The sequence below is a fragment of the Microcoleus sp. POL10_C6 genome (assembly GCF_036701585.1).
Lineage (GTDB): Bacteria > Cyanobacteriota > Cyanobacteriia > Cyanobacteriales > Microcoleaceae > Microcoleus.
The window spans coordinates 48314-74445 of the sequence record NZ_JAUBRB010000002.1; the positions used below are offsets into that span (position 1 = coordinate 48314).

General features: G+C 45.8%; 19 protein-coding genes and 1 pseudogene. 10 read left to right on the plus strand and 10 right to left on the minus strand.

Annotated elements, in window-relative coordinates:
* Positions 1-68: 68 nt before the first annotated feature.
* Positions 69-5444: an AAA family ATPase gene (locus QUA34_RS01365; protein WP_333383497.1), complete on the plus strand. Its 5376-nt coding sequence runs from the start codon at positions 69-71 to the stop codon at positions 5442-5444.
* A gap of 86 nt (positions 5445-5530) precedes the next feature.
* Here QUA34_RS01365 and QUA34_RS01370 read toward each other — a convergent pair whose 3' ends face one another.
* Both QUA34_RS01370 and QUA34_RS01375 read right to left on the minus strand, forming a co-directional pair.
* On the minus strand, positions 5531-7753 hold the full coding sequence (locus QUA34_RS01370) for a PAS domain S-box protein (protein ID WP_333324849.1): 2223 nt from the start codon (positions 7751-7753) through the stop codon (positions 5531-5533).
* Positions 7754-8174: 421 nt separating this feature from the next.
* The gene (locus tag QUA34_RS01375; protein ID WP_333383501.1) at positions 8175-9653 is read right to left on the minus strand and encodes a leucyl aminopeptidase; all 1479 of its coding nucleotides are present in this window, start codon (positions 9651-9653) and stop codon (positions 8175-8177) included.
* Positions 9654-9991: 338 nt separating this feature from the next.
* Between QUA34_RS01375 and QUA34_RS01380 the strand changes: the two genes are divergently transcribed.
* On the plus strand, positions 9992-12193 hold the full coding sequence (locus QUA34_RS01380; protein WP_333383504.1) for a transglycosylase SLT domain-containing protein: 2202 nt from the start codon (positions 9992-9994) through the stop codon (positions 12191-12193).
* 238 nt (positions 12194-12431) lie between these two features.
* Here the strand turns inward: QUA34_RS01380 and QUA34_RS01385 are convergent, their stop codons facing one another.
* Positions 12432-12929, minus strand: coding sequence for a pentapeptide repeat-containing protein (locus QUA34_RS01385; RefSeq protein ID WP_333383507.1), 498 nt, complete (start codon positions 12927-12929; stop codon positions 12432-12434).
* A 109-nt stretch (positions 12930-13038) separates the two neighbouring features.
* Between QUA34_RS01385 and QUA34_RS01390 the strand changes: the two genes are divergently transcribed.
* Entirely contained in the window at positions 13039-13407 is a 369-nt protein-coding gene (locus tag QUA34_RS01390) for a phage holin family protein (protein WP_333212153.1), read from the plus strand.
* 4 nt (positions 13408-13411) lie between these two features.
* Here the strand turns inward: QUA34_RS01390 and QUA34_RS01395 are convergent, their stop codons facing one another.
* Positions 13412-14203, minus strand: a complete 792-nt coding sequence (locus QUA34_RS01395; protein ID WP_333383510.1) for a cobalamin biosynthesis protein — start codon at positions 14201-14203, stop codon at positions 13412-13414.
* A gap of 120 nt (positions 14204-14323) precedes the next feature.
* Here QUA34_RS01395 and QUA34_RS01400 point away from each other — a divergent pair, with 120 nt between their 5' ends.
* Positions 14324-14686 (plus strand): hypothetical protein, encoded by a 363-nt coding sequence (locus QUA34_RS01400; protein ID WP_333083390.1) that lies wholly within the window; start codon positions 14324-14326, stop codon positions 14684-14686.
* A gap of 50 nt (positions 14687-14736) precedes the next feature.
* Here QUA34_RS01400 and QUA34_RS01405 read toward each other — a convergent pair.
* A pseudogene (locus QUA34_RS01405) lies at positions 14737-14979 on the minus strand (TetR/AcrR family transcriptional regulator); the annotation flags it as partial.
* A 75-nt stretch (positions 14980-15054) separates the two neighbouring features.
* Between QUA34_RS01405 and QUA34_RS01410 the strand changes: the two are divergent.
* Positions 15055-15417 (plus strand): hypothetical protein, encoded by a 363-nt coding sequence (locus tag QUA34_RS01410; protein ID WP_333324839.1) that lies wholly within the window; start codon positions 15055-15057, stop codon positions 15415-15417.
* 84 nt (positions 15418-15501) lie between these two features.
* Here QUA34_RS01410 and QUA34_RS01415 read toward each other — a convergent pair whose 3' ends face one another.
* Positions 15502-16119 carry a TetR/AcrR family transcriptional regulator gene (locus tag QUA34_RS01415; RefSeq protein ID WP_333083393.1) on the minus strand — a complete coding sequence of 206 codons (618 nt, stop codon included), beginning with the start codon at positions 16117-16119 and terminating at the stop codon, positions 15502-15504.
* A gap of 282 nt (positions 16120-16401) precedes the next feature.
* Between QUA34_RS01415 and QUA34_RS01420 the strand changes: the two genes are divergently transcribed.
* The gene (locus QUA34_RS01420) at positions 16402-17997 is read left to right on the plus strand and encodes a pitrilysin family protein (protein ID WP_333383512.1); all 1596 of its coding nucleotides are present in this window, start codon (positions 16402-16404) and stop codon (positions 17995-17997) included.
* A 193-nt stretch (positions 17998-18190) separates the two neighbouring features.
* On the plus strand, positions 18191-19672 hold the full coding sequence (locus QUA34_RS01425) for a pitrilysin family protein (RefSeq protein WP_333383772.1): 1482 nt from the start codon (positions 18191-18193) through the stop codon (positions 19670-19672).
* Positions 19673-19767: 95 nt separating this feature from the next.
* Here QUA34_RS01425 and asnS read toward each other — a convergent pair whose 3' ends face one another.
* Together asnS and QUA34_RS01435 are read right to left on the minus strand one after the other, a co-directional pair.
* On the minus strand, positions 19768-21159 hold the full coding sequence (gene asnS / locus QUA34_RS01430) for an asparagine--tRNA ligase (RefSeq protein ID WP_333324834.1): 1392 nt from the start codon (positions 21157-21159) through the stop codon (positions 19768-19770).
* Positions 21160-21271: 112 nt separating this feature from the next.
* Complete coding sequence (locus tag QUA34_RS01435; protein ID WP_333324832.1) at positions 21272-21637, minus strand: DUF2203 domain-containing protein; 366 nt, start codon at positions 21635-21637, stop codon at positions 21272-21274.
* A 211-nt stretch (positions 21638-21848) separates the two neighbouring features.
* Between QUA34_RS01435 and QUA34_RS01440 the strand changes: the two genes are divergently transcribed.
* Entirely contained in the window at positions 21849-22124 is a 276-nt protein-coding gene (locus tag QUA34_RS01440; RefSeq protein ID WP_333324830.1) for a DUF6439 family protein, read from the plus strand.
* 271 nt (positions 22125-22395) lie between these two features.
* On the opposite strand, the gene QUA34_RS01445 is transcribed toward QUA34_RS01440, so the two are convergent.
* Entirely contained in the window at positions 22396-22884 is a 489-nt protein-coding gene (locus QUA34_RS01445; protein WP_333383516.1) for an anti-sigma regulatory factor, read from the minus strand.
* A 697-nt stretch (positions 22885-23581) separates the two neighbouring features.
* Here QUA34_RS01445 and QUA34_RS01450 point away from each other — a divergent pair.
* Both QUA34_RS01450 and QUA34_RS01455 read left to right on the plus strand, forming a co-directional pair.
* Entirely contained in the window at positions 23582-24475 is an 894-nt protein-coding gene (locus QUA34_RS01450; protein WP_333324826.1) for an alpha/beta fold hydrolase, read from the plus strand.
* Positions 24476-24619: 144 nt separating this feature from the next.
* Positions 24620-25606 carry an aldo/keto reductase gene (locus QUA34_RS01455; RefSeq protein WP_333383518.1) on the plus strand — a complete coding sequence of 329 codons (987 nt, stop codon included), beginning with the start codon at positions 24620-24622 and terminating at the stop codon, positions 25604-25606.
* A 351-nt stretch (positions 25607-25957) separates the two neighbouring features.
* On the opposite strand, the gene QUA34_RS01460 is transcribed toward QUA34_RS01455, so the two are convergent.
* Positions 25958-26098, minus strand: a complete 141-nt coding sequence (locus QUA34_RS01460; protein ID WP_006631167.1) for a hypothetical protein — start codon at positions 26096-26098, stop codon at positions 25958-25960.
* Positions 26099-26132 lie beyond the last annotated feature (34 nt).

The window sequence follows — 26132 nt, forward strand, 5'->3', positions numbered from 1 at the left end:
CCTCAGACTAGACCAATAAAAGTGTATAATTAGTTACAATAGTCAATGTCTGAGATGGGGTAATCCAGATGAGTGCAGCAGTGGATTTGACGAAGCGAGTTTCAGGATATCATCTGGTTGAGCAATTATACTGTGGTTCCAGAACCCTAGTTTATCGAGCCATTCGAGAAACAGATCAGCTTCCGGTTGTCATTAAACTATTAAATCGAGACTATCCCAGCTTCAGCGAACTGCTGCAATTCCGCAACCAGTACACCATCGCGAAAAACCTACGTCTGCCGGGAGTCGTTGAACCCTACAATTTGGACTCCTATCGCCACAGCTATGCCCTAGTAATGGAGGATTTTGGGGGCATTTCTCTGCGAGACTACGCCCAAGAGGCATCGCTGACTCTAGCAGAAATATTGGAAATTGCCATTCAAATAACTGACATCCTTGACGGACTGTACCGAAACCGAGTCATCCACAAAGATATTAAGCCAGCTAACGTCCTCATACATCCGAAAACTAAACAAATTAAACTAATTGACTTTAGCATCGCCTCCCTACTGCCGAGAGAAACTCAAGAAATTCAAAATCCCAACGTTTTAGAAGGAACCCTCGCCTATATTTCTCCCGAACAAACTGGACGAATGAACCGAGGCATCGACTACCGCACCGACTTTTATTCTATGGGAGCCACCTTTTACGAACTCCTGACAGGAAAACTGCCATTTGAATGTGACGACCCCATGGAGTTGGTTCACTGCCATATTGCCAAACAACCTCCTTCAATAAACAGCAAAGAAATCCCGCAGGTGGTTTCGGATATTGTCATGAAGCTGATGGCAAAAAATGCCGAAAAACGCTATCAAAGTGCCTTGGGATTGAAGCATGACTTAGAACGGTGTTTGCAGCAGTGCCAAGAAACTGGAAAGATTGAAACTTTTGAGTTAGGAACGCGGGATGTATGCGATCGCTTCCTGATTCCCGAAAAACTCTATGGTCGAGAACGAGAAATACAGCAACTTTTAGCAGCCTTTGAACGAGTAGCACAAGGGAACAGCGAAATGATGCTCGTTGCAGGCTTTTCCGGCATCGGAAAAACCGTTGTGGTCAATGAAGTTCACAAACCTATTGTCCGAAAGCATGGCTATTTCAGTAAAGGTAAATTTGACCAGTTCAATCGCAATATTCCCTTTTCGGCATTTGTGCAAGCCTTTCGCGATTTAATGACACAATTGCTCAGTGAAAGCGATCTTCAAATCCAAGCATGGAAAACCAAAATTTTAGCAGCCCTTGGTGACAACGGACAAGTCATTATTGAAGTCATTCCTGAACTAGAACGGATTATCGGACAACAACCCCCAGCCCCAGAATTATCAGGGATAGCTGCTCAAAATCTGTTCAATTTACTATTCCAAAAATTTATCTCTGTCTTTACCACAAAAGAGCATCCCTTAGTGATGTTTCTGGATGACTTACAATGGGCTGATTCGGCATCTTTAAAGTTGATGCAGTTGCTCATAGGTGAATCCCAATCCAGTCACCTGCTATTAATTGGAGCCTATCGAGACAATGAAGTTTCCCCTGCCCATCCCTTGATGTTGACTTTAGATGAAGTCACTAAAACAGGGGCAACTGTCAATACCATCACACTGGCACCTCTGGCTCGAACCAGTTTGAATCAATTAGTAGCAGATACGCTGACTTGTTCTCTTAACTTAGCAGAACCGCTGACGGAATTGGTGTATCAGAAGACAAAAGGAAACCCATTTTTTGCGACGCAGTTTCTCAAGGCATTGCATCAAGATGAAGTGATTATTTTTGATATTAAAGCAGGATATTGGCAGTGCGATATTAGCAAAATTACCGAAGCTGCACTGACGGATGATGTAGTTGAATTCATGGCGCAGCAGTTACAGAAATTGCCCGTTGAAACTCAGTCAGTTTTAAAATTAGCCGCTTGCATTGGCAATCAGTTCGATCTGACAACATTAGCAATTGTTTCGCAAATATCTGAGACTGAAACGGCAACGGCTTTATGGAAAACTTTACAGGAAGGTTTTGTTTTACCTCAGAGTGAGATTTATAAATTTTATGTAGGGGAAGAAGACAATATCGATCGAGCTACTTCTCAAACAGTTTCCTATCGCTTCTTGCACGATCGCGTCCAGCAAGCCGCTTATTCTTTGATTCCGGAAGAAGAACGCGCGATCGCCCATTATCAAATCGGGCAATTACTCCTGCAACAAATTTCAGCCGAAGCCAGAGAAGAACGCATTTTTGAATTAGTCAATCAGTTGAACTACGGAACCATAATGGTTGTAGAACAGCAGGAAAGGGAGGAACTCGCCCAACTCAACCTCACTGCTTGCCGCAAAGCCAGAGCCGCCACCGCATATCAAGCCGCCCGCGAATATGCCACAGTGGGCCTGAAACTGCTGGGAACAGAGGCTTGGCAACGGCAGTACGAAATGACCCTATCTTTGTACGACTTGGCTGCCGAGGTGGCTTTTTTGGCAGGCGATTTTGAGCAGATGCACCAGTGGATTGAGGCGGTGATTCATCATGCGAAAACACCTTTAGAACAGGTGCAAGTTTACCAAGTCAAAATCCAGGCATTGGTAGCCCACAATAAATTTGTCGAGGCGATCGCGATCGGTCAATCAGTCTTCCAAATGTTAGGCGTCAACCTACCAAATGAACCAACCCTAGACGATATTCGGCAGTTGAAGCAGGAAATTGATGCCCTAATTGAGGGTCGCTCAATTGAGACATTCATTCATCTGCCGAACATGACTGATGCCCAGCAGTTAGCAATTATGCAAAATGCGGCTCGTCTTACACCCGTCTGTTACATGACAGGCTCAAAGCTCTATTTCCTAATAGTTGCTTTACAGGTCAAATTATCAATTCAATTTGGAAATAGTCCTGTTTCGCCCTATTGCTACGCTGGTTACGCCTTCCAACTGAGAATTCTGTGGGGAGACATGACAAAGGTGCCTCAGTTTGGGCAATTAGGATACCAACTCGCCTCAGAGCCAGATGCCAAAAATATTCGAGCCGCAACAGCCCTGTTAATGGGGGGATATGTTGGTCATTGGACGACCCATTTACAAGAATCGCTGCCCATTCTTCTCGATGGCTATCAAGCTGGATTGGAAACCGGCAATCTAGAATTTATGGGCTACGACGCCCAGTTGTACTGCTTTAATGCTTATTGGTGCGGTCAACCGCTAAGTGAACTCGAACCCCAAATTCGCGCCTATTACCAACAGTTGTGCGACCTCCACCAAGTCACAGCAGCAAACTGTGTTTTGGCTTACTGGCAAGCTGCTCTCATTCTGCTGGGTGAGTCAGAGAACGAGATTCCCTTACGCCAAGATTCATACGAAGAAAAAATCCTGGATGAGGCCAAAGTCGATTTTTACCGACTATCCTTCTTTTATCTGTATCGATTCACATTAAATTACTGGCTCCAAGACTTTGCCCAAGCGGAACACGATGGGGCTCAAACCCGACAGTATTTGGCCGGAGGGATGGGAAGTGTCGTGGAACCGATCTTATATTTCTATGATTCTCTGACCGTGCTGGCTACTCCTGGTGAATCGAAAACTGAGTCGGAGCCTCGATGGCAGCGAATGCAAGAAAATCAAGAAAAGTTAAAAGAATGGGCGCATTATGCTCCCATGAATTACTTGCACAAGTACCATTTAGTTGAAGCCCAAAAGCATCAACTCCTCAATTGCAAAACAGAAGCTCTAGAATTTTACGATCTAGCAATTCAAGGAGCCAAAGAAAACGGTTATATCCAAGAGGAAGGATTAGCCAACGAACTCGCAGCAAAATTCTACTGGGAATGGGGCAAAGAAAAAGTCGCCGCCAGCTATATGCAGGAAGCATATTACTGTTATGCCCGTTGGGGTGCACTAGCCAAAGTTGAAGACTTAGAACAACGCTATCCCCAATTACTTCATCCCATCCTGAATCAGCCCAAACTTCGCTTTAATCCCCTAGAGACGCTAGCAACGATGAGCCCGTCTTCGCACACTTCCACCAGCAGCAGCACGAGTATTTCCGATGCCCTTGATTTCGCATCTATTGTGCAAGCTGCTCAAGCTTTATCCAGTAAAATTCAGCTTGATGAATTACTCGACACCCTCAATCAAATTATTTTGAAAACTTCTGGAGCAGAAACGTGTGCTTTGCTACTCCCCCATCAGGATGAATGGCAAATCCGAGCAATAACTCACATCAATCCAGATAACGAGTTACCCACAACCTTACTGCAAACCCAACCTATAGATGGCTCGGCGGTGATTCCGCTCAAGCTGGTTTATTATGTCAAACACACCCTGGAAACTGTGGTTATTGAAGGTGGCAAGACCGATATTCCGGGTTTAATGAATGACTGTACGCTCCAGTATCACTCTCAGAGTATGCTATGTACTCCAATTGTCGATCGCGGGAACTTAGTTGCGATACTTTATCTCGAACATCGATCGACAAAAGGAGTGTTTACTCGCGATCGGCTCCTCGTCCTCAACTTCCTCTGCACCCAGGCTGCCATTTCCTTAGAAAATGCGCGACTGTATCAGCAAGCGCAGGACTATGCCCACCAGGTTGAACAATCTCAACTGCAATTAGTACAGAGCGAAAAAATGTCGGCTTTGGGTAATTTAGTAGCCGGGGTAGCCCATGAAATTAATAATCCAGTCGGTTTTATTTCTGGGAATATCCATGAAGCGATCGCCGCTGTCAAAGATCTGACCAAATACCTGCAAGTCTACCAAGAAAAATTTCCCCATCCTGGGGATGAAATCGAGCAAATAGCAGAAGAACTTGATATTGAATATCTCGTAGAAGATTTACCCAAAATGTTGAATTCGATGCAAATCGGGTGCGATCGCATCCAAGGTATCAGCACCAGTCTTCGTACCTTCTCCAGAGCAGACAAAGACTACAAAGTTCCTTTCAATATTCATGACGGAATTAACAGTACAATTTTGATTCTCAAACACAGATTGAAAGCGAACGAACAGCGTCCAGCGATTGAAGTTGTGAAAGAGTACGGCAACTTGCCATCAGTTGATTGCTTCCCCGGACAATTAAATCAGGTGTTTATGAATATATTGGCGAATGCGATTGATGCAGTGGAAGAATCAAATCGCGAAGCTGGTTTAGAGAAGATTAAAGCCCCAACTAATTGCATCACGATTCGGACAGAAATGAAGTCTTCTGAGTGGGTGACGATTCGCATTTATGACAACGGGCCAGGGATATCCGATGAGATAAAAGGTCATATTTTTGACCACTTATTTACAACCAAAGGTGTGGGGAAAGGTACCGGGTTGGGTTTGGCGATCGCACGGCAAATTGTAGTTGAGAAACACTCTGGTATGCTAGAAGTCAACTCAACTTTAGGTCGAGGTACAGAATTTACGATTTCACTGCCATGTTGATTATTACCTTGATAATTTATAGCCAATTTTTGGATTTTTTTTGAAAATGGATTTTTTTTTACAGCCCACTTGACAATCGCACTAATTCATAAAGGAATTTCGATCGCAAATTCCGTACCTTCTCCTACGGTGGAACGGCAGCTCAAGGCTCCGGCGTGTTTTTCCGCCACAATTCGGTAACTGATGGCTAACCCTAAACCCGTGCCTTTTCCCATCGGTTTTGTCGTGAAAAACGGGTCAAATAATCGGCTCCGCACGTCTTCTGTCATGCCGATCGCATTATCGGCAATGCGGATACAAATACTATTTTCGTTCAGGGCTTCTGTGCGAATGCTAATAGTTGGTTTCCAATCGTCGCCGACCGCCGCAGCTCGCCTTTTTTGGTTGCAAGCATCTTCCAAGGCGTCAATACTGTTGCTAAGCAGATTCATAAATACCTGATTGAGCTGACCTGCATAACATTCTATTAAAGGGAGTTGACCGTAATCTTTGATTATTTTTATTTCGGGATAGTCGCCTCTGGCTCGGAGTTTGTTGTGCAATATTAAGAGGGTATTATCTATGCCTTCGTGAAGGTTAGTAGGTTTTTTTACCGAGTCGTCTAAACGCGAGAAGTTTCGCAAACTCAGAACTATTTCGCGAATGCGATCGGCTCCCATTTTCATCGAAGATAATATTTTTAGCAAATCTTCTGTCAAAAACTCTAAATCGATATTGTCAATACATTGTTGAATTTCTACCGCTGGCTGAGGATAGTGTTTTTTGTAAAGTTCCACAAGCTGCAACAAGTCTCTGATATATTGGCTAGCATAGGAAATATTGCCGTAGATAAAACTGACCGGGTTATTAATTTCGTGAGCTACTCCAGCTACCATTTGACCGAGACTTGACATTTTTTCGGTATGAATTAGGTGAGCTTGAGTTTCTCGGAGTTCTTTGAGAGCGATTTCTAGCTGCTGGGCTCTGTTGTTGGCGATCGCCTCGGAGAGTCGCAAAGCATCCTCCGCTGCTTTGCGCTCTGTCATATCAAAAATCGCACCGTTGAGGGATAAAACTTCACCGTCTGCGTTGAAAAGGGCTTGACCTTTCTCTGCAACCCACCGCACATTTCCGTCGCAGTGCATCAGGCGATATTCGATGATATAAGGTTGTTTTGTTTTAATAGCCCGATCGATAATTGTCTCGATATGCTGCACGTCATCGGGATGAACTATACTCGGAAAAGCCTGCACCGGTTTTTGCATAAAGTTAGCTGCGGGATAGCCGGAAATAGCTTCTATGCCACTGCTGATAAAAGTTAGGCTCGATCGCCCAGCAGCACTGCAACGGTAAACTGCACCAGGAATGCTAGAAACTAATGACCTAAATTCTTCTTCCCTTTCTCGCAAAGCTGCCTCAATCCGCTTACGCTCGCTAATGTCACGAGCAAACGCACACTGATATTCTTTGCCGTTAAATTCCAAATGATCGATCGTAATTTCTACCGGAAAAATGCGACCGTACTTAGTGACGTGGTGAACTTCAATATTAACCGAACCGCAGCGTTTTAAGACTTTCCAGTGCAAACTCCAAGCAGTTTGGGGAAAATCTGGATTGATGTCGTGTACGGTCATCGAAAGCAATTCTGCTGCAGAATATCCCAATGAAGTGCAAGCAGAGTCGTTGACGTACAAAAATTTACCGTCCGACCCGATCCAGAATACCGCATCTGCCGATCGGTCGATCGCAAACTGAGTCAGTTGCAACTTTTCCTCAACTCGGTGGCGATCGGCAATTTCTTTTTCTAACTGTTCGTTAAGCGAATTGATATCTAAAGCGCGATCGACAATAGTATCGGAAGGGGAAAAATTGAGGGATGGTTTTGCCAATTCTCCTTTGTGGATATCATGCTGGTGATGGTTTTTTTCTACCTGTTTTAACGGCAGTTGTTGAAGATTTTCTTTGTGATTTAAACCAGAATCTGCAAGTGCTTTCGGCATGAGGGCGAGAGCGACTGCGGCTAAAAGCAAAGAAATCAAAGCACTTGTAGCTTTGAGAGTTACCGACAGCCAATATATGGAATGCCAAAGCGTCCAAACTTCCGTCAATTTAGCAGCGCCCCAGGCAAAAAAAACAACGGCAAACAGCCGGAAAATCTTGCGGTGAGAACCTTGGCGGGAAAAATAAACTAAAGAGAGGGCGATCGAGCAATAAGCCAGTGCCGTCAGGGAGTCAAAAACAGCGTACAGTCGCAACTCCGGTACCGCGTTGCAGCCGAGTGTGGAAGATACAGCAAGTGTTGAAAAAAAAATTGTTAATTGTTCTTGCATAAAGTTCAAGAAAAAAATTATCTGTACCAATGCAAATCAGATCAAATCTAATTATTTGATTTTGGCTAGTGAAATATTTACATAATTATATACTTTTTTCATTTTTTATGAAACAGCTATTTTGTAAAGGAATGTCAAAACTGTCTCGGTTAGGCTTTGGGAGCGAAGGTTTCCCGAAGTATGAGCCATGCCGAGCGTCACGGCTCGCAACGCTTACAACGCTTACGTTGCTCCCTGTGACGGAATAGATAGGTTCGCCTACTGATTGCTTCAGAAACATTTAAATTGTTAATGATCACTATTAAATTTTCTTTTAGATTACTTAAGCAGTGAGCCAGAGGTTTTTAACCCCTGGCTCACAGATGGACTAGCAGACTTTTAAGGCAGAGAAAATCTCAATTTTTGCGCTGGGAATCCACAATTAAGCGCCGCCGAGCGCCCAATGCACCAAAGTCCGAACTCCAAAACCGGTAGCGCCAGGGCCATTGTAGCCATTTTCTTTGTCAGTCCAAACCGGGCCGGCAATATCTAAATGCGCCCATGCAGTATCCTTTACAAACTGCTTCAAAAATAGCGCCGCCGTAATCGAACCGCCGGGACGTGGGCCTGTGTTTTTCATGTCAGCGTGCAATGCTTTCAAGCCCTCAAAATATTTTTCTTCCATCGGCATTCGCCAAAATTTTTCGCCTGCCAATTCTGAGGCCGCGACTATTTCGGCGGCGACGCTATCTTGAGGACTCCACAAACCCGCGATATCGTCGCCTAAAGCAATTACGCAGGCCCCGGTTAGAGTTGCTAAATCGACAATCGCGTCAACTCCCAATTTATCAGCAAATACCAAAGCATCAGCCAGGGTTAAACGACCTTCAGCGTCGGTATTGTTGACTTCAATTGTTTTGCCGTTGGAAGCTGTAAGGATGTCTCCAGGGCGCATGGCGCGGCCGCTAATCATGTTTTCAGTGACGGCGCTGATAAAGTGAACTTCCACATCGGGTTTGATGTGTCCGATCGCCTTTGCCGCTCCCAAAGTAGCCGCAGCGCCGCCCATATCTATTTTCATCATTTCAATGCCACTGCCCGCACCTTTGATGTTCAAACCGCCGGAATCAAAGGTCAATCCTTTGCCCACAATTGCTATTTTGCGGCGCGGTGTGCCTTCGGGTTTGTAAGTCAAATGGATGAATTTGGGTGGTAAATCAGATGCTAGTGCTACGCCGAGAAAGGCTCCCATGCCTAGTTTTTCGCAGTCTTCCCGCTCCAGTATTTCTAATTCTAAACCGCATTCGGCAGCCAGACTTTGAGCAGTTTCTGCCATGGTAATCGGGGTGACAAAATTTGCAGGCGCTGCGACTAATTCGCGTGCTAAAATGACTCCGGCAGTGATTTGACGGGCGCGGGCGATCGCACTTTCTGTACCGGCAAAACCGAGCAAATGAATTTGTTCGATTTGCGGGCTTTTGTCTTCCTGTTCCGATTTGAAACGGTTGTCTTGATTCAGAGAGAGTTCTACACCTTCGGCGATCGCGCTTGCTGTAACATCCGGCGCGTTTTTCCACAGGGGGAAGCTAATTCCGAGGGTTTTGCATTTCTCTTTTTTGGCTAACTTGGCGCAAACGCCTGCTGCTTGCCGCACGGTGTCTAATTTTAAGTCCTCTGTTTTGCCCAAACCGACGATCGCAATTTTGCGAATGGGATTATTGCCGCCGACGCGGGTGATGGCGCTCGTACCCACTTTGCCCTTAAAATCTACTTCCAGTAGCAGCTCTTTCAAAGTGCCTGCAAGCTTTTCATCTAATTGTGCCAGCTCGCCGGTGAGTTCCAAGCCGTCCTCAAATAGACCAATTGCCAGGGCGTCTCCCGTCCAAACAGAGCGGGGCGTATCGGTGACTAGAAATTCCATGTTTTGATTTACACTTTAGATTTTAGATTTTTGATTGTACTTTGCAGTGGGTGGTTTGTGGTTTTTCGTTGGTGCGGGTAAATAGATCGATCGCACAAATTCTTCGCTCCACATCGAAATAAATTCTGCTACTATATCAGCCAAGTCCGCCTGCGATCGGATCTTCCACCAATCTCAATCATCTGTTTGGGGGTCGGCTGTCCGTTTTTGCCCCACTCTTAACATTTATTTCTCGTTGAACAGGCATCCTGCCTGTGATGGCGTGGAACACCCATCCTGCCTGTGATAGCTCTTGACAAACGATCGGTTCTTTATATCTTATTCTCTTAAATTTTCCCATGCTAAAACGACGCCGGGCCCGATTTTCTGTTTTAATCAGCGTTTCAGTTTGCGTTATTGCGATCGGCTCTTTGGTTGCTGCGATGAAATGGATGGGTTTTGGCTCGGTCCAGAAGGCCGAGCAGCCGCTGAATGCAGCGAATTCCGAATCGCAAGTCAAGATGCTGGTATCGCTATCACCGATCGAGCGATCGGCGAAATTAGTTGAACTCGCAACCAGTCAGTCTGCAAGTACGAACCCGCAGCAGGAAATCTCCCCTCAAAGCCGCGCCCGCTATCTGCTTGCCAGCGATTTAATCCAGCAAGGAAATGCGGCCAAAGCATTAAAGTTATTGGATAAATTAGAGCAAGAATATCCGGTTTTAGCTGCTCACATTGCCCTAAAAAGGGCGCAAGCTTACCAATTGAGCGGCGACAAAGGCAAAACTCAAAAAGCTTGGGAGGAACTGCTCAAAAACTATCCGAGCGACCCGGTAGCAGCGGAAGCTTTATATGTTTTAGGCAAGTCAAAACCGGAATATTGGCAACAGGCAATTACTGAATTTCCGGGTCATCCCCGCAGCGTAGAAATTGCCCTCCGCAAGTTAAAAGAAAATCCCAATCAGCCGAAGTTGATGCTGCTCGTAGCAAAACACGGTCATTATGTCAAAGATTACGGGACAATTTTGGAACAACTGGTGCAGCGAAACAGCGCCGGTTTGAAACCGGAAGATTGGGAAGAAATTGCCTTTGGCTATTGGGAAAAACAAAATTACGGCAAAGGAGCTATTGCTTACGGGAAAGCTCCCCGCAACGCCAAAAATCTTTACCGCAAAGCTCGCGGTTTGTGGCTCGACGGAAAAATCCCGGAATCGAGAATTGCCTATCAAGAATTAGTGCGCGAGTTTCCTGATGCCGAAGATACTGGTTTGGGTTTAATTCGGCTGTCGCGGCTGAGCGAACCGAAAGAAGCGATCGTTTTGCTCGATCGAGTTATTAGCAAATTCCCCAATTATGCCCCCGAAGCTTTGTTAGATAAATCCCAACTTCTCGACAAAGCACGCAGCGGTCAATCCGCCTCAGATACCCGGAAGTTGCTCTTGACAAAATACAATAATTCTGATAAAGCAGGGGAATTGCGGTGGACGATCGCCCAACAGTTTGCCAAAGGCGGAGATTTAAAATCAGCTTGGCAGTGGGCGAGAGAATTAACCACCCACAATCCCGACAGCGAACAAGCTCCAGAAGCCGCATTTTGGGTCGGGAAATGGGCACAGCAACTCGGTCGGCAACAAGACGCCAAGACTGCATTTGACTATACTATTTTACGCTATCCAGAATCATATTTTGCGTGGCGATCGGCTGTACTTCTCGGCTGGCCCGTCGGCGACTTTACCACAGTCCGAGATTTGTCTCCCAATGTAGTGCGGCCCCCTCAGCGCCCCGAACCAACTGCGGGTTCTCCTGCGTTGAAAGAACTCTATCAATTAGGTCAAGATAGAGATGCTTGGACGCTGTGGCAAATAGAATTTATCGACCGCGTAGAACCAAGTATTGCCGAACAGTTTACCGACGGTTTAATGCGAGTTGCAGTTGGAGACAATTTAGACGGCTTGTGGATGGTTGGGAGCTTGAGGCAGCGCGATAAACCAGATGATAGAACCCAATACCTCGAACTCAGACAGCAACCGATTTATTGGCAAGCACTTTATCCTTTTCCTTACTTAGAAACCATTGTCAAATGGTCGCAAGACCGCCAACTAAATTCAGTATTAGTAACAGCATTAATCCGGCAAGAATCGCGCTTTATGCCCGCCATAAAATCATCAGTTGGCGCCACTGGTTTAATGCAAGTAATGCCGGAAACAGCAGCTTGGGTTGCTGGACAAATCAGCCTCAAAAAGTATTCATTGGAGAATGTGGACGATAACGTTAAACTCGGTACGTGGTATTTGGATCACACTCACGACGAGTACAAGAATAACTCGATGTTAGCTGTGGCGAGTTACAATGCCGGGCCAACTGCAGTAGCAGATTGGTTGAAGAGGTTTAATTTTAGTGACCCGGATGCTTTTGCGGAAAAGATTCCGTTTCCTGAAACGAAAGGATACGTGAAATCGGTGTTTGAGAATTACTGGAATTATCTGCGGATTTACAATCCCGAAGTTAATCAGTTAATGACTGAGCATTATGCGGCTGCTCAGAAAAAAGCAAAGCCTTAGTAAATTTGGTTTGTAGTAAGGACTTTAGTCCTAATTTCCAAGGTTTGTAGTAAGAACTAAAGTCCTCAGATTTGTAGTGAGCACTTTAGTCCTCACTACAAACATCTTGATTGCGGTAATTGACCGGGCATGATATCAGCAAGCGCCAAGAGGGTTACGACATTCTCGATCGCTGAAACCTTCCTATTATTCCCTCTTCCTTTTTCCTTCTTCCTTCTTCCTTCTTCCTTCTGCTATATCAGCGGCATCCCAAGGAATCACGAGTAGAAATCCCTGTTTGAGAATTAATACCGCTGGCTTTTGTGCACAATTCTTTAACTTGTGAGCCGTCCATAATTGCGTCGGTAAAGTCAGCCCCAGTGATATCAACTCCGTCAAAAGTAGAACGCAGCAAAATTGTTTCCGCTAAAATTGCATCACTTAAATCGGCATTAGTAAATTTCACTTGATCAATCATTGCATTAGTTAAATTGGCTCCGTGCAAATTCGCCTGAGTCATCACTGAAGCGCTCATAATTGCTCCCCGCAAATCGGCATTAGAAAAATTAGTCAAGTCCATATTAGCGTTAGAAAACTCAGCGGCCCGCAGCATTTGACCCGAAAAATCGCGTCTTGTCAGTTCGGCGTTGCTAAAGGACAGCGGAGGAGCGTAATATTTAGATTGAGCCAGGGCTGGCCGCGGCAGGATGAAGATAGTTAGTGCGAATAGGAATGCTGCTAGTTGCCGGAGTTTCATAAGTCTGATATTCTCGCAAGGTGGGTATTTCGTAGTGTATCCCGAACTTTGGTCGATCGACTAAACAGTTACAATCTTAATTAATAGTGATGGAGATGGAAAAAAAGATATGCTAAGTTTTTTCTTAACTTGGATAGTAGCAGCGGTTTCGCTGATCATTACCGCTAACATTGTACCAGGTATTGCGGTGGTTAGCTTTCCGGCTGCGATGGTGGCTGCTGTTGTTATCGGATTGGTGAACGCGGTTGTCAGACCGATTCTTACATTGCTGACGCTGCCTTTGACCATTATTACTTTAGGTTTGTTTTTATTCGTTGTGAATGCAATTTCGCTTTCCCTGGCTTCGTGGTTGGCGGGTGCGTTCAATATCGGCTTTGCGGTTAACGGTTTTTGGCCGGCTTTGTTTGGTTCGATTGTTTTGTCATTCGTTTCTGGGTTGATTGGTCGATTTGTGAATGCCAATACTTTATCTCAGTAATACATTATCCCAGATACTCGATCGGGGAAACTGCAACCGCTACTGTTACCGCAGAACCCGCCCTAACCCCTCCTTGTGAAAGGGGGGGATTTTTGTTGCGAAATATTTGTTTAGGGACTAAGAGGGGATTTGAACCGCAGATAAACGCAGATGGACGCTGATGATTGATGGATATCTGCGTATATTCGCGTTCATCTGCGGTTAAATTTTCTTTTCTAACTGCACAAAGTGCCGCAGCTTCTGCTACACTAGGCGTCCCGACTTGTTTGACTACAATATTTGAAGGATTGGGGACTTCTACGGAAGCTAAAATGTCAGCAGCAAAGGTTTTTAACGGCCAATTTCGCTCTTGACAAAGTTCTAACAAGCCGACTTCACCTGCTTTAGTGTCTATTGTAGCAATACCTGCGATCGAACTTTCCGCTAAATGATAAGCACGGCATACTTGTTTAATCGCAGTTTCGATTAATTCTCGCCCTGTTCCGCGTTCGCAACCTACCCCTATCCACAACACTCTTGGATGCCACTGAACCTTTGGCAAAGCAGATTCCGGCGAAAATCTTCTCTGGGTGAAACTAATCCAAATTCGGGCTTTGATAGTTGATAGATTTTCCCCCTCCCAATACAAAGAATGTTTTTCGGGCAGGCTGTTGTGCCACAAAGTAGAACCAACTTCTTGAATTACTTCGACAGTTTCCCCTCTAGCAAGAGCCGCCGCCACTCCAGTCCAGTCACCTTCGCCCCGGCTCCAACCGCTGGGAATGTCTAGCATATCTAAAGTAAATTCATCGCTCATTCTTCAGTTATCTATTCTGTAGTTTCACTGCGACCGCAATCTAAAAAAAAACTTAACACTCTGTTGAGTGAAAATTTTGGTATAATTGTAGCACAAACTACAAAAAAACCAACATTTAAGATGGTAGAACTAAATCAGTTACTGTTAGAGTTTGAAAGCAACCTCAAATGGGAAGGAGTGACAAAAGAATGGATAGAGCGGCGGGAAAGTTGGGTGAGCGATGTGGCAGCATCAGTTAACCTGACATATCTAGCAGAATTGCTAGTTGAATTGGAATCTAACTTGCAGTGGGAATCGGTAGATATTCAGTGGCAAGAGCGTCGGGACCGTTGGGTACAAGAATGTCTGGCAGCATCGATTGTTCAAGAAGTATCAAGTTTATTGCTGGAACTTGAAACCAATACCAATTGGAAAGCGGTGACAGATGAATGGCAGCAGAATCGCGAGAAATGGGTACAGGAAATGCACAAGTTTAACGAGTAGTTTCGAGGGTTAAGAGCCTGCAAATATGCGTTTCCAGGCTCTAAATTTTCCTAATGACTAATCACTAATTCTTTATCTTTCAGCCAAACCCCATTCAGAAAAATATCTGCGAGTCCTTCAGCCATTTCCTGCATTTGCGGCCGAGAAGCATTCGGCTTCATAATCGTATTTTGACTGAAGGGCGCGACTGCAAACATTCCCAAAAATACCTGAGCGACAATCTTCGGATTCATCTTTAGATAAACTTGTTTTTCCATCGCAGTTTTCCAAAAAATCTCCGCCACATAGCTCATTATAAAAAACCAACAGTCTAAATGAATAAAATTTGTACAATTCTAGCACAAACTGCAAACAAGACCAAATTTAATATGGTAGAACTAAACCAATTACTGTTAGAGTTTCAAGCCCACCTAAACGGGGACGCCGTGACGGAAGAATGGAAAGAACGTCGCAACTGTTGGATGAGCGAGGTGTTAGCAGCAAGTGACGAAAAACACCTCGCCAAATTGCTAGTTGAATTAGAATCAAATTTTCAGCGAGAAGCAGTACAAAGTCTCTGGAAAATGATCCGTGAAAGTTGGGTAGAAGAATGTCATATAGCCTCGACGCTAGAAGAAGTATCAAGTCTCTTGCTGGAACTTGAAAGCAATACAACTTGGGAAGTAGTGACGGATGAATGGCAGGATTATCGCGAGAAGTGGGTGCAAAAGATGTACGAGTTTATAGAGTAAGTGGGGAGTAGTGACTACTTATTGGTTATTGGTTATTGATTATAATGACCAATAAGTAACAACCAATAAATAACCCATAACTAATTATTCATCTTTTAGCAAAACCCCATTCAGAAAAATATCTGCGAGTCCTTCAGCCATTTCCTGCATTTCTTGCGGAGAAGCATTCGGCTCCATAATCGTATTTTGACTGAAACCCGCGACTGCAAACATTCCCAAAAATACCTGAGCGACAATCTTCGGATTCATCTTTCGATAAACTCCTTTTTCCATCGCCGTTTCAAAAAAAGCCTCAGCCACATCGCTCATTTTTCCGATGACTTCCAACTGAATTCTGTCGCGCAAATCCGGGTGAAATTGCGCCTCCAAAAAACACACCCGCATCATGTCGCTATTCTCGCGGATATTCAGCATCCGCCGCCGCATCACCTGAGCCACTGCTTTGTAACTGCCCATCTCACTCAATTCAGTCAGCAAATCCGTCAGCAACTCCACCCATCCTTCCGTCGCCACCTCAATCAAAATAGCTTTTTTATTATCAAAATGCCGAAATAGCGTACCCTCGGCTACCCCCGCCGCCGCTGCTAAATCACGAGTTGTCGTGCCGTCGTATCCGCTGCGGGCAAACAACCGCTGAGCTGCTTGTAAAATTCGCTTCTTAGTTTCTGTTTCAGAAGGAGGAGACTGATTAAAAATTCGCATGGCTTTGCAATCGGTAATTGGCAACTTGGAACTACGGGTTCGGGACTAAATGGCTAAATAATGTTAAGTTTTAAGTTGTGCGCGGCTTTTATCCCAAACTTAAAACTCCTCGCCGGGCTCCAGACCCTTTTTGAGATTTGCTGTATCAGCCTAACATCTGCGGCGCAACAGATCGCTTATGCCTCCAAAAATCTTTATCCTTAGAAAAGAATGCCTGGCCACCGAGCACAAACATTTTTTTGTTTGACCATCCAAAATCTAAAATCTAAAATCTAAAATCGAATGACCCCGCAGTTCCAAAAACCCCGTGAAGCGAAGCTATCCCGTAGGGAATCGCCCGTGAGCAAAACTCGATTCATTGCCTCCCTGCTAGCCGCTGTACTGCTGTGGTGGGGACTTTCTCCCGAAATCGCCCTCGCCCGCTCCAACCCCGGTAGCGGCTCCCAAGCAGTCTCTGTTCAACCGTCGCTCGATCGAGTAATCAGCCAAGTCAGCGAATTTAAGCTCGACAACGGCATGAAATTTATCGTACTCGAAAGGCCCAGAGCACCCGTAGCATCGTTTCTGATTCACGCCGATGTCGGCGGCGCAAACGAACCCGACGGCCAAACAGGCGTCGCTCACTATCTCGAACATTTAGCCTTCAAAGGCACGCCAAAAATCGGCACTACCGACTACCAAGCCGAAAAGCCGCTGCTAGAAAAACAAGACCAACTCTTCGAGCAAATGCAAGCAGCCAAGGCTAGCGGCAAAACTGAAGAAGTCGCCCAATTAAAAGCAGAATTTGACAAAGTTGAAGCCGAAGCTTCGCAATTTGTCAAGCGCAATGAACTCGGCAAAATAGTGGAACAAGCAGGCGGAGTCGGACTAAATGCCGCTACTTCCACCGACGCCACAATGTATTTTTACAGCCTTCCAGCTAACAAGTTAGAAATGTGGATGTCGCTGGAATCTGAGCGATTTCTAGAACCAGTATTTCGGGAATTTTACAAGGAAAAACAGGTAATTTTAGAAGAGCGCAGGCTGCGAACCGAGAATTCTCCGATCGGACAAATGGTTGAAGCTTTTGCCAATAAAGCTTTCTCTGTACATCCCTACCGTCGCCCGGTAATTGGCTACAGTGAAGACATTAAAAACCTCACCCGCAGTGACGTGCAGAAGTTTTTCGAGACTCACTACGTCCCCAGCAAGCTGACTGTTGCGGTGGTAGGAGACGTGAAAGCTTCGGAGGTGAAGCGACTAGCTCAAATTTATTTCGGCCGTTACAAGGCTTCACCAGCGCCTCCAGAATTGCAGATTGTCGAACCTCCCCAAACGCAAACGAAGGAAGTCACGCTGAAATTAAAAACTCAACCTTGGTATTTGGAAGGGTATCACAAACCGGCGATGAATCATCCCGACAATGCCATTTATGAAATGATGGGTTCTTTGCTCAGCGATGGCCGCACTTCTCGGCTTTACAAATCTTTGGTAGAAGAGCAGCAATTGGCGCTGGCTGCTCAAGGTTTCAGCGGTTATCCGGGGGAAAAGTATCCGAATTTGATGTTATTTTACGCTCAAACTGCTCCGGGCCGCACGGTTGATGAAGTAGCTGCAGCTTTGAGCAAGGAAATCGATCGCCTGAAAACTGAGCCGGTTTCTGCTTTGGAATTGGAGCGAGTGAAAACTCAGGCGAGAGCCGATTTGTTGCGATCGCTCAATTCTAATATGGGCATGGCATTTGCGCTGGTGGACTATCAAGTGAAAACCGGTTCGTGGCGAAATTTGTTCAAGGAATTGGATGCGATCGCCGCTGTTACTCCCGCTGACATTCAGCGTGTCGCTCAGGTAACTTTCCGCCCGGAAAATCGCACGATTGGAAAGCTTTTGCCGCTGTAAGAAGAAGGTTCGGCAACGGATTCTGTAACGGATGTAACGGATGTCAGTCCGATGGAAGTCGGAAGAGGGAAGAAGGAAGAGGGAAGAGGGAAGAAGGAAGAGGGAAGAAATACTCGTTTCCAGGCTCTGCCTGGGAACGCATATCGGCGAGGCTCTGCCTCGAATTGTCAAATTAGGAAACATTGGAGAAAGAATGAAAAGGACTAAATTGAGACTGAAAAAAGTAAAGTTATTTCTGCTGTCGCTTTGCTTTTTTACTGTTTCACTGGGCACGTTTAATTTGTTACCTTCCTTCGCGGCTGCACCGAAACACTACGACGAATTAACATTCCCGGCGGTGCCAGAAATTAAACTGCCTAAATATACTCGCTTCGAGCTGAAAAATGGCATCCGGGTGTATCTGATGGAAGACCGGGAACTCCCGTTAGTCGGGGGAACGGCGCTATTTCGCACGGGCGAGCGTTTTGAACCTGCCGATAAAATTGGATTGGGAGGTTTGACGGGAGAAGTGATGCGAACTGGCGGCACGAGTCGGCATACGGCTGATGAATTAAATCAGTTGCTAGAACAGCGAGCAGCTTCGGTAGAAACAGGGATTGATGTTAGTTCGGGCAGCGCTAATTTTAGTGCTTTAGCTGAAGATTTGGAACCCGTATTTGACTTATTTGCAGAAGTGATTCGGGAGCCAATATTTGCTAAGGAAAAGTTGGATTTAGCGAAGAACCAAACTCAAGGTGCGATCGCCCGCCGCAATGACGATCCTGACGGTATTACCGGCCGCGAGTTTCAAAAATTAATTTATGGCGATCGCAGTCCTTACGCGCGCACGGTAGAATACAAAACCCTCGCCAATATTTCCCGCGACGATTTGGTGAGTTTCTACCAGAAATATTTCCATCCCAAAAATATGATTTTGGGTATTTCTGGCGATTTTGATACAGCTAAAATGCGATCGCTCGTCGAGCAAAAATTCGGCAACTGGCAACCGAGTCAAAGTGCAGAAGTGCCTGCACTACCAACCGTAGCGCCAGCAAATGGGGGCGGCGTATTTTTGGTAAATCAGCCGCAATTAAGTCAAAGTTACGTGCAAATGGGACATTTGGGCGGAATGCTCAGCAGTCCAGATTACGGTGCTTTGGATGTGATGAATGGGGTTTTGAACGGTTTCGGTGGCCGTTTGTTTAATAACGTGCGATCGCGCCAAGGCTTAGCTTATTCAGTATACGCCGCTTGGAGTCCGAGGTTTGACTATCCGGGGGTGTTTGTCGCAGGAGGCCAAACGCGATCGGATGCCACAGTACCATTTATCCAGGCAATTCGCGCCGAGATTGATCGTATCCGCACCGAACCAATTACCCCGGAAGAATTAGCTTATGCTAAAGATTCCACCCTGAATTCTTTCATCTTCAAATTTGAAAATCCCAGTCAAACTTTGTCGCGATTAATTCGCTACGAATACTACGGTTATCCCGAAGATTTCATTTTTCGCTACCGCCGCAGCATCGAAACAGCAACAATTGCCGACGTGCAGCGCGTAGCCAAGACTTACTTGAAACCGGAAAATTTGGTAACATTAGTAGTGGGAAATACTGCCGCTATTCAACCGCCGTTATCGAGTTTGGGAACTTCGGTCAAAGTGGAATCTGTTGATATCACAATTCCCCCAGCGACTTAATCGGTAACAAAGGCTTGCATTCCTCTGTTTTCAGGAGACGGCAATGCCTTGTCCTCCGCCCAAGGTAAGGACACGGCAATGCCGTGTCCCTACTACTAAAAATCAATGCTCAAAGGCGCTCTTGGAAACGGAATCACATCCCGAATATTCCCCATTCCCGTCATAAACTGCACTAACCGCTCAAATCCCAAACCAAACCCAGCGTGAGGCACAGTACCGTAGCGGCGCAAATCCAAATACCACCACAATTCCTCCTTATTCATACCCTGGGCTTCCATGCGCCGCTCCAACACATCCAGCCTTTCTTCCCGCTGCGAACCGCCGATAATTTCCCCAATATTAGGAGCCAAAACATCCATTGCTCGCACCGTTTTCTCGTCATCATTTAAACGCATATAAAATGCTTTAATCCCCACGGGATAATCGCTGACAATTGTCGGCTTTTTAAACAAGTCCTCAGCCAAATAACGCTCGTGTTCTGACTGCAAATCTAAACCCCAACTTACCGGGAAATCAAACTTTTTGTCTGCTTTTTCCAAAAGTGCGATCGCCTCCGTATAAGTAATCCGCTCGAACTGATTATTAATGATATTTTCAGCAGTAGCCAAAACCGTTTTGTCAATGCGCTCATTGAAAAACTCCATATCTTCCGGGCAGCGCTCCAAAACGTATTTAAAAATATACTTTAAAAACGCCTCCGCCAAATCCATATCTCCCTGCAAATCACAGAAAGCCATCTCCGGTTCAATCATCCAAAACTCAGCCAAATGCCGCGAAGTATTAGAATTTTCCGCTCGGAAAGTCGGGCCAAAAGTGTAAACATTTCCGAAAGCCATCGCCATAACTTCCGCTTCCAACTGCCCGCTAACTGTTAAATAAGCGCGCTTTCCAAAAAAGTCTTTAGCATAATCAACCTCTTGCGAATCAGTGCGCGGCACATTCTTTAAATCAAAGTTGGTAACGGCGAACATTTCCCCCGCACCTTCGCAGTCGCTAGCAGCAATAATCGGAGTATGAACCCACAAAAAACCGCGTTCTTGAAAAAATTGGTGTACCGCCGCCGAACAAGCATTGCGGACTCGAAAGACAGCACCGTGGGTGTTTGTGCGCGGCCGCAAATGCGCGATTGTCCGCAAAAATTCAAAGGAATGGCGTTTTTTTTGCAACGGATAAGTTTGCGGGTCTGCATCACCGTAAACTTGTACTTGTGAGGCTTTCAACTCAATTCGCTGTCCTTTTGCCGGAGATGCTACCAGCACTCCCGACACTTCTAGAGATGCACCTGTATTCAGTTGTTTCAGTACATTTTCAAAATCTGGCAAATCGGAATTTATGACTACTTGCAAGTTGGCCATCGCCGAACCATCGTTGACTTCGACAAAGGCAAACTCTTTCAATTCGCGCTTAGTACGAACCCAGCCTTGAACAGTTACAGTTTCGTCGGGTTCACCTGAACGCAAAATTGCTGCTATTCGTTGATTTGTCATAATATCCACTCCTGTTTATTTAATATTTTGCACCATATTTCTCTCTTTTCTCTTCCTCTGCGCCCTCTGCGCCCTCTGCGGTAAATAAAAAAATCAAAAATCCCAACATTGTTCAACCTGCATAGGATTTCAAAATCCAACCGATCAAAATACCGAGTCCCCCAAAGCGAACTGCTTGCCAAAAAGGTTGTTTTATGCTTCCCCAAGAAAACAGGCTGCTTTCTAAATTCAACTCGATAGTTTCCAATTCTTGCTCAATTTCCCGCAATTCTTTTTTGAGTGGTGGCAAAGGATTTCGGCGCCCCGACTGGCGGATTTCTTCGCGCCGATGGCCGAGTTCGACTTGGCGCTGTCGATCAACCTGAATTTGAGTGTACCGTTCTTTGACTGCCGCGAGCGATCGCTCAACTGCTGCGATCGCTTGAACAAACTCGCTTTCTTGCTCTTCCGGATTTAACTCTGACGGCTGTTGAGGCATTTCGATCTGCAAACCTGACAATAATAAAAAAAACCGATTTCCAATTAAATTGTTATTATATGCAGTATATTTTCTAAATTAACGAACTCTAGCCAAATAGACATAAGTATAGCAACTTTATCGGCATTTAAAACGTTTTTAATTGCTGAAACCCTTGATTTTCTCGCATTTTCCTTCTTCCTTCTTCCTTCTTCCTTCTTCCTTACCACCTATGCTTGAAACTACACAAACAACCCAAACTGTCAACCTCAACGAGCTGAGCACGGTAGAACTAGCCCAAGCTCTAGCCGGGCGCCTCGCCATCCACGAAAAAGATTGGCACCGCCTCAAAGCCAACCGTTCCGCGCGGGCCTGCGAGCAAGCTGCGGCCGCTTTGGTGTTTTTGCTCAAAAAACAGCCTGAAGAAGCTCTCCCGCGCTTAAACCAAGCAGCAGGATGGCTGGATCGATCGATATCTGCTCCTCCCTGTCCCACCCACGGCAAATAATTAGATTGCTTCGTTGTTCCTAACGCTTCGCGGTTTTGATTTGGGAGTTTTGACTTGATTAGTCGCTCAAAACTTAGACAATCGCGCCGCCCGATCGAGCAGCGCGATTGTGAGTTCAAAAGATTTATACTTTTTTAACTCAAAACTAACATTTTGCATTATGATCAGCTATCAATAGCCAGAGCGTTCAAATTCTCACTGCAAACTTCAGTCCGGGAACGAAAAAATTTCCAGGTCTAGCTGAGGTAAAAACTGCTGCCAAATAGCAGTTCTAGCGCAAGCGAGGCAGCCGGTAGCGACTGGGAAGTTCTTTGCACAGCCGTAACTCTGTACCTTGAGAATTCCACTCTACCCGATCGAATATTTGGTAAAGAATAAACAACCCCCTACCGCATTCCTGTTCCACATGGGGTAGTCCAGAGTTATCTGCAACGTCCTCTGCTAGGAGACTGTCGCAATCATCGGTATAAAGGTTACAACTGCAAGGGGCCTTAAAGCCAGAACCTTCATCCGATATCACCCACCAATATTGGTTTTGGACGATCGAAAAACGGACTCCAACAGTTTTACGGGGGTCTAACTTGTTTCCATGCTTAGCAGCATTTACCAAAGCTTCTTGAAGCCCCAACCGCAATTCCGCTTGCCAGTGATCCGGAAGCTCTGCTAGGAGCAGATCCAAAATAGGACAAAGGTATAGGGTAGAAGCGAAGCTAATCGTAATCCAATTGCGTCCGACGGGACGAGGTGAAATAGCAATCACTCAGAAAACTCCCTAACTTTCAGGTGGATAAAGTTCACACCCTGCATAGTTGGCTCCCTAGTATTCAAAATGCTAATTAATTGAGCGGCGCAGCTCTACTTCTATCTTAGAGTATCCAAGCAATTAAGAACAGCAAACCACGTCACAAAATATTCAGCGATTCTGAGAAACTTCTGCAGAGAACCATCAGTAATTTTACTTATAGGTTCTCCCAGCAGCGAAATTTTTGATCTCGGCTTTGGCCAACTAGCAACCAAACGGCTAGCTGCATCCCCGAAGCCGTCCACACATCTTGAACAAACGATCCCCACTTGGAAAAGCTCGCAAATAACTATAAAAAAGTCGATCCCTTGACCCTCCCCAATCAGGTTCGACCCTCGCACCCCTAGGCAAGCGCCATCGCCCAGAACTTGCTCAGACCGCCAAACAGCCAAATCATCATACCTAGGTATGTTGCAGCCAAAACCCGATTTATTATCCCAAATGCGATCGGGCAAAATATCTCCCATTGCTGCGCCCCTCCCAAAATCAATATTTGTTACAAAACTTATTAATCCTGAGTGCGGGAGATCGCGATCTCCCGCACTCGCCCAAATTGACCAATCCTTTGCTGGCGAAACTCCGAGGCGTTGGTCAAACTATATAAATCTGAATATCGCGATACAATAGTTAAAGTAAATAATTATTTCTTTACATTATGCAAACAACCCCAGCCATCACCGCAGCCCCCATAGCCGGCACTTACTGGCAGTGGCGGGGGCATTCAGTGTACTACGTTCGATCCAGCGATCGGCATCCAGAACGCCCTCCCCTACTGTTAATTCACGGTTTTGGAGCATCCACAGACCACTGGCGCAAAAATATCAGCGGCCTGAGCAAAGATTTTGAAGTCTGGGCGATCGACCTGATCGGATTCGGGCGATCGGCAAAACCCGAATTGCAGTACAGCGGCGACCTCTGGCGCGACCAACTCCACGACTTTATCACCAACATCATCGGCCGGCCCGCCGTACTAGCTGGCAACTCCCTCGGAGGCTACGCCGCCTTGTGTGTAGCTGCCCAGCGCCCCGAATCAGCCGCGGGACTCATATTAATCAACAGCGCCGGCCCCTTCAGCGAACCGCAGCCCGCACCCGAAGCCCCGCCCTTGCAAAAAGCCATATCTGCAGTAGCTAAAACCTTATTTCAGCAAGATTGGGCAAGTTTTCTGCTGTTCCAGTACGTGCGCCAGCGATCGACAATTCGGAAAACCCTAGAAAAAGTATATCTCGACCAAAGCGCCGTCACAGACCAATTAGTAGAAGAAATATACCTTCCCTCCTGCGATCCCGGTGCCCCCAAAGTATTCGCCTCCGTATTCCGAACACCCCAAGGCGAAAAAATCGACGTATTGCTAAGTCAATTAAACTGTCGGTTGCTAATGCTGTGGGGAGAAGGCGATCCGTGGATGAATTCCGCAGAAAGAAGCGCCAAATTTCGCAAACACTATCCGCAGTTGACAGAACACTTTATCAAAGCTGGTCACTGTCCCCACGACGAAGTACCAGAACAGATAAACGAACTGATTCGCGCATGGATAATTGACCAATAATCGATCGGCATCTTGATAAATTTCCCCCGGCCGTGTCCTCCCTCGGAGAGGGGGAAAATAATCAGATTTGCAGTAAAAATATATTTATTGTGCCAACATAAAGCCAGTTAATTTATACTTACATATTCTGAGGAGATGCCAACCATGACCAGCAAAAAGACTCGTCGCAATTTTATATTGAGCAGTATAGCTGTTGCAGGTGGCATTGCAGGTGCTAAGGCGATCGAACAGCAGGATCGGGAAATCGCAGCCGCACCCAATAACCAGGCGGCCGCCACAGTAAAAATGCCAGAACGACTGTTAGGCAACACCGGCGTGAAAGTGCCGATTTTCGGTTTGGGGGGAGGCGGACAAACACCGCTGTCGCAGCCGGGAAGAGAAGCAGAAGCGGCGGTACAAATTGAACGTGCGATCGAACTAGGCATTCGCTATTTTGACACGGCGGCCGAGTACGGGCCCAGCGAAGAAAACTTAGGAAAAGTTTTGCCCAAATATCGATCGCGCCTATTCCTAGCCACAAAAACCTCCGCCAGAGACAGAGATGGCGCGTGGAGAGACTTAGAGCGATCGCTCAAAAGATTAAAAACCGATCAACTAGACTTGTGGCAACTCCACCACGTCTCATTCCAAGCCGAATTAGACCAAATTTTCAGTGCCAAAGGAGCAATAAAGGCGATCGAAGAAGCCAAACAGCAAAAAATTATTCGTTTTTCCGGCATCACCGGACACCACGAACCTGCTATCATTGTGGCAGGCCTGGAGCGCTATCCTTTCGACACAACATTAATCTCCCTCAACGCCGCCGAAAAACATCATCCGCGCTCCTTTGTTACCAGCGCTTTACCAGTAGCCAAAGCCAAAAACATCGGCGTCATAGCCATGAAAATACCCGCTTACGGCAAATTATTTCAAAACGGTGTTTTAGATGGAATGCACCAAGCAATGGGCTACACGCTTTCACTTCCCGGCGTGCACTGCTGCATCATCGCCGCCGACTCAGTAAAGCAATTAGAAGAAAACTTAAAAGTCGCCCAAGCATTCAAACCCCTGAACACAACAGAAATGGCAGCACTTGAAAAACGCACCGCCGCCGCTTGGCAAGAAAATACATTTTTCAGACAGTGGACTTAAGATATCAACTCCAAAATTCCCTTTTTCATCTGTGTTTATTTTAGTGTTTTTATTGTGGCGCGGGCGGGACGCCCGCGATCTCAAATCCACGCTTCATCGGAATTATTCATCTTTCTTGTCTCCCTCTGTGTTCTCTGCGTTCTCTGTGGTTAAATCCTTCCGATCCAACCGGAAACGATATGAATCATAGTTTTGTATGAAAACTCAAGTCCTCACTACGAACCTGCAACGTTTATGTTACTAAACTTGATATCATCTGCGGTGAAAATACCTCAAATCACAAAACAAGGCGAGCCAACCAGGTCGCCTTGTTTTTTATCATAAAATATGCACTTTGTCAACAGCAAAAAGCTACTTTTTTTTCCGTTTCGCCTTATCTAACCGCCTGCGATCGCGCCACTCAACAGAAGTCAAATAAGCGACACCGCCAGTCACAGTTAGCAGCAGTACAAAGGCAACTAAAACGAGAATATTAGCAATCGAAAATTCCACAACCCCTCTTCCTCTGATTTTACATTTTCTACTT

Bases quoted from the DNA above. Each gene is read 5' to 3' on its own strand.
- QUA34_RS01450 (WP_333324826.1), top strand. From the start codon at position 23,582: ATGCAAACAACCCCAGCCATCACCGCAGCCCCCATAGCCGGCACTTAC.
- QUA34_RS01390 (WP_333212153.1), top strand. From the start codon at position 13,039: ATGCTAAGTTTTTTCTTAACTTGGATAGTAGCAGCGGTTTCGCTGATC.
- QUA34_RS01425 (WP_333383772.1), top strand. From the start codon at position 18,191: ATGAAAAGGACTAAATTGAGACTGAAAAAAGTAAAGTTATTTCTGCTG.
- QUA34_RS01415 (WP_333083393.1), bottom strand. From the start codon at position 16,119: ATGCGAATTTTTAATCAGTCTCCTCCTTCTGAAACAGAAACTAAGAAG.
- QUA34_RS01365 (WP_333383497.1), top strand. From the start codon at position 69: ATGAGTGCAGCAGTGGATTTGACGAAGCGAGTTTCAGGATATCATCTG.
- QUA34_RS01370 (WP_333324849.1), bottom strand. From the start codon at position 7,753: ATGCAAGAACAATTAACAATTTTTTTTTCAACACTTGCTGTATCTTCC.
- QUA34_RS01440 (WP_333324830.1), top strand. From the start codon at position 21,849: ATGCTTGAAACTACACAAACAACCCAAACTGTCAACCTCAACGAGCTG.
- QUA34_RS01400 (WP_333083390.1), top strand. From the start codon at position 14,324: ATGGTAGAACTAAATCAGTTACTGTTAGAGTTTGAAAGCAACCTCAAA.
- QUA34_RS01375 (WP_333383501.1), bottom strand. From the start codon at position 9,653: ATGGAATTTCTAGTCACCGATACGCCCCGCTCTGTTTGGACGGGAGAC.
- asnS (WP_333324834.1), bottom strand. From the start codon at position 21,159: ATGACAAATCAACGAATAGCAGCAATTTTGCGTTCAGGTGAACCCGAC.
- QUA34_RS01420 (WP_333383512.1), top strand. From the start codon at position 16,402: ATGACCCCGCAGTTCCAAAAACCCCGTGAAGCGAAGCTATCCCGTAGG.
- QUA34_RS01455 (WP_333383518.1), top strand. From the start codon at position 24,620: ATGACCAGCAAAAAGACTCGTCGCAATTTTATATTGAGCAGTATAGCT.
- QUA34_RS01385 (WP_333383507.1), bottom strand. From the start codon at position 12,929: ATGAAACTCCGGCAACTAGCAGCATTCCTATTCGCACTAACTATCTTC.
- QUA34_RS01435 (WP_333324832.1), bottom strand. From the start codon at position 21,637: ATGCCTCAACAGCCGTCAGAGTTAAATCCGGAAGAGCAAGAAAGCGAG.
- QUA34_RS01410 (WP_333324839.1), top strand. From the start codon at position 15,055: ATGGTAGAACTAAACCAATTACTGTTAGAGTTTCAAGCCCACCTAAAC.
- QUA34_RS01395 (WP_333383510.1), bottom strand. From the start codon at position 14,203: ATGAGCGATGAATTTACTTTAGATATGCTAGACATTCCCAGCGGTTGG.
- QUA34_RS01380 (WP_333383504.1), top strand. From the start codon at position 9,992: ATGCTAAAACGACGCCGGGCCCGATTTTCTGTTTTAATCAGCGTTTCA.